Source organism: Planktothrix sp. FACHB-1355, assembly GCF_014748295.1.
In the GTDB taxonomy this organism is placed as follows: domain Bacteria; phylum Cyanobacteriota; class Cyanobacteriia; order Cyanobacteriales; family Aerosakkonemataceae; genus Aerosakkonema; species Aerosakkonema funiforme_A.
The window spans coordinates 1-4,327 of the sequence record NZ_JACJUP010000567.1; the positions used below are offsets into that span (position 1 = coordinate 1).

Sequence of the window (4,327 nt, forward strand, 5' to 3'; positions counted from 1 at the left end):
GCTCTGCCCAGGCTTTTGTAGGAGCATCATACTCATCTGAATATGCGCTATCTATAGGCGAATCTGTCAAAGAAAAAGCAGCAGCAGAAGATTGTTGAATCTCTAACAGTGCTTCTTTAATTTCGGATGCAGACTGATAGCGCTGATGATAATCATAACGCACCATTTTGCTAACGATCGCAGCCAATTCTGGGTTTACTTGTGCCTTATGCGTCCACAGTATTTCTGCACTTTTAATGTCTTGCTGTAACTGGTTTGGCGATAGTCCCGTCAGAGCTTTAATCGCTGTAATTCCCACTGCATAGATATCGCTGTTTGGTCGCGGACGACCCGCACATTGTTCGGGTGGTGCATAACCTTGGGTTCCAATACCCACGGTGAAGCGACTTTGCCCGTCATTTTCCAGCAGTTGTGTGCTAACTTCTTTGACGGCACCAAAGTCAATCAGCACAAGCTTGTCGTCTGAGTCTCTCCTAATAATATTGTTGGGTTTAATATCGCGGTGAATGACTCCCTGACTGTGTACAAATTCTAATATTTCTAACAGTTCCAGCATTATATCTATAACTTGCGATTCGGTCAGTGGCTTGCCCGGTATTAACTCGTATTCTAGAGAATGACCGGCAATGAATTCCTGAACTAGGTAAAATTCATCGCCTTCTTCAAAGTAGGCGAGAAGTTGAGGAATTTGTTTGTGCTGACCGAGTTTTTCGAGTGCGTCTGCCTCTCGCGGAAATAAGCGTCTGGCGAGTTCCAAGTGCTTGTGATCGTTGGTGGCTGGCTTGAGTTGTTTGACCACACACAAAGGTTTACCAGGTCGCTGTGTATCTTGGGCAATATAAGTTTCCCCAAATCCTCCTGCACCTAAAACTTTGATAATTTCGTAGCGACCGCCAATTTTTTTATTGGCTGTTCCTGAGTCTTTTAGAGGCAGCAAGTCTTGCAGGTCATCGTGTTGGCTGAGAATTTCTTGGACAATTGGTGAAGTGACATATCGCTTCAAAGTTTGACGTAATTGGAATTTTCCGATCTGTTGCCTGGAGACATCTCCTGTTAGGTAGAAGAAGCCACTCAATACGATCGCGAAAGCTGGTACGGCTGTTGGCAAAATTAACTGACCGTAAGTAAAGGTGAAGTAGCTAACTGTTCCCCAAGCAAAGGCAATTCCTATTGCCCATCCAAAACGATTTAAGCTTCTTTTTCTTTTGCTCAGAAAAACGCTTGTGCCCAAAACTCCGCCAAATACAAACAGCCCCTGCATCAGCGGATTGGGTATTGCTTGACCGATCGCTTTGCCCTGCATCAAGGTGGCGATCGCATTGGCGTGAATCTCTATTCCCGACATCTGCTCGCGATACAGCAAGCTTCCAGAAAAGGGTGCCTTATGAAAATCTTGCACTTCGGTGATGGTTGTTGGCCCAATCAGAACAATCTTATCCTTGAATTTCCCTTGCTGTAGGTGGTTGTTCCAGATGTAAGGGTCGAGGACGTGGAAAAAGGGAATTTGTTTGAAGGTGTCCTTGGGGCCATAAAAGTAGATGCGATCGCCCTTAGCGCGAATGTTGCTCTGCCCAGCTGCTATCAACGCTGCTTCATCGAAAGAGGGTACCGCCACTGTTAAGGCATCAATTTCTTCTTTGACCTGCTTTGAGTATGTTTGAGACAACTGCTTAATGAACTCGCTGCTAAAGCGATGAATCCTGCCATCCACTTCCAGGGGGTAATTAATTATGCCCGCTGATATCGGCTTTGTCCGAAATAGAGGATTGGGAAGGGTTGGCTGGATTAAGCTGCCCTGCTGTATCTCGGTATCTTCGTACATAGCAGCTAAAGCGATGCGACCTGGATAGCGCTGCAATACCTGTTGCAAATATTTGTCAGCTGCTTTATCGTTGCTGAGCCGATCGAACACCACATCTACAGCAACAGACTTGGCTCCTGCTTTCATCAGCTTGTCGATCGCAAGAGCATAAGCGCTGCGTTTCCAAGGCCAGACTTGTAATGGCTCTAGGTAAGCATACTGTTTGGGATCTTGTTGATAGAACTGTCCTTCCTTGACAGACTGCTCATCTATAGCCAAAATCACTATTTCATCTGGAGGTGCAACTGGCCCGCGCAGTTCAAATAACAGGGTTTGGGTGTTGTACTCCATCATTTGAACCAGTCCCAAATTGCCAGCTGTAGCGAGTCCAGCTGCCAATGCCCAAGCGCCCGTGACAATATGGCTCAAGCGAGCCAGACGCGAAGCCCGACCAGCCTGTACGCTTGATTTGGTTGTTGTACCGGAACGAGTCACGGCAGAAGTTTGTCGGTTGGTTGCGGGCAATGAGGGTTCTGGTGCCATATCCTGCCTCGAAGGTTGATTTAAAGCACCTAAGTGTATACTTTTAAGCTTTTACTTTACATCCACTTAGGTATGAAGTAATGGATAGGGCGGTTTGCATGGATAATGGGTAAGATTTACTTGCCGCTTACTATCTACCACCTACTATCTACTATTCGATCGGGCTTGATGCCGCCAAATTGGTTTGTTTACTTTTTGTTAACAAATTTCAATTTTTCGTTGAGGGCGATCGAGTTGTCAAAGTCAACATTCTAAAAGTCAAGATTCTAGACGCAAACTGGGCTTAAAGAGTCCTTCTTCGCTTGCATTGGCGCTTCTAGACATTGATGGCCCCGATGCCACCATACCAAAATCAAGCACAAACTGCACAAAAAGCCCTATAATGTCCCATGTTACGGGATGTCTGTACGATAATCTAGTAAACTGCTTTAATAAAACAAACACACGGCAAACTCTCCTTTTGAGATTGCCTACGATCTCAAAAGATTGATTGGTAATTTGTGCTTTTTGTCAAGTTACTTCCTTGGTAAGTTAAAGCTGGCCCTGGCAGTAGTGGTGAATGGAAGCAGAATCCCAATAGCGATCGAACGAAGCTACCCTAAAGGGAGATGACAGTACGAGTAAATACACCCAAAGGAGGAAAAAAAATAAGGTTATGGCTAACCAGCCATAAAGTAAGTCACTTGGAAGGGAAATTTTATAAGAAGGATGATTAGTCCAGTCTCAAACGCATTAAAATCAAGGAGGCTCTCATAGTAAAATCTATTGAATAGACAATTTCTCAGCTTGAGAAATTTCATCTAAATACTTGACAAACGAGTATAAGATAGGTTATTGGCTTTGTTAAAGCAGAAATTGCTATAATGGATTATTCCAATTAAATTCTTTTCTACTACTTTTAGGTATAAGTTTGTATGCCTTACTCGATGAACCGTCTTTCTATTTTTGTAGACGGGAACAATATGTTCTACGCTCAACAAAAAAATGGTTGGTTTTTTGACCCGCGACGAGTGTTGCAATATTTCACGAGCGAGCCGGATACAATGTTGGTAAATGCGTTTTGGTACACCGGCTTAAAAGACCCCCAAGATCAGCGAGGATTCCGAGACGCTTTGATTAGCCTTGGTTACACGGTTCGCACCAAAATTCTCAAAGAGTACTACGATGATAGCTCCGGACGTTACTCGCAAAAAGCAAATTTAGACATTGAAATTGTCGTTGATATGTTCAATACAGTAGATCAATACGATAAGGTGGTGCTGTTCAGCGGGGATGGTGATTTTGAACGAGCAATTGAACTTTTACGTTCTAAAAATACTCACATTACAGTGGTGTCAACAGAAGGAATGATTGCCAGAGAACTGCGTAATGCTACGGACAGGTATATAGACTTGAATGATATTCGCGACCATATTGAGAAAGTTGATTATTAGGTGAAAAGTAATAAGTGCAACAATTTGAAGGCAAAAGATGGTGCTACGGTTAAGCTACCTAAAATTAGGTATGGCACTCGTCAGGGTTAAAGCAGAACGGTTATAAATTGAAAAAAGCTTTATAAGCCATCAGTTGACACTTTTCTCTCACCACCTTACAGACATCGCTCGCTCGCACAAAATAAGGAGGATATCTCGTTTAGAGCTATGCAAAACCAACCCAAAACAGACCGAATTATCATTTTCGATACCACACTTCGAGATGGCGAACAATGTCCCGGCGCTACCTTGAATGTAGACGAGAAGTTGATTATTGCCCGTCAATTGGCTCGTTTGGGTGTAGATGTAATCGAGGCGGGATTCGCTTACGCCAGTCCCGGTGATTTTGAGGCAGTTCAGAAGATTGCCGAAGCTGTGGGAACAGAAGATGGGCCGATTATCTGTAGCTTGGCAAGAGCGATAAAAGCAGATATCGAAGCAGCAGCAAAAGCGCTCAAACCGGCAGCAAAGGGGAGAATTCACACCTTTATTTCTACATCGGATATTCATT

Annotated in this window: 2 protein-coding genes and 1 pseudogene; 2 read left to right on the forward strand and 1 reads right to left on the reverse strand. The window is 43.9% G+C overall.

Annotation, left to right across the window (positions count from 1 at the left end):
- Positions 1 to 2,344 (reverse strand): serine/threonine-protein kinase (locus H6S82_RS20740; RefSeq protein WP_191056639.1); only part of this gene is annotated, 2,344 nt, incomplete at its 3' end.
- Between the two features lie 914 nt (positions 2,345 to 3,258).
- Here H6S82_RS20740 and H6S82_RS20745 point away from each other — a divergent pair.
- Entirely contained in the window at positions 3,259 to 3,777 is a 519-nt protein-coding gene (locus H6S82_RS20745) for an NYN domain-containing protein (protein ID WP_190463978.1), read from the forward strand.
- 207 nt (positions 3,778 to 3,984) lie between these two features.
- A pseudogene (locus tag H6S82_RS20750) lies at positions 3,985 to 4,327 on the forward strand (2-isopropylmalate synthase); the annotation flags it as partial.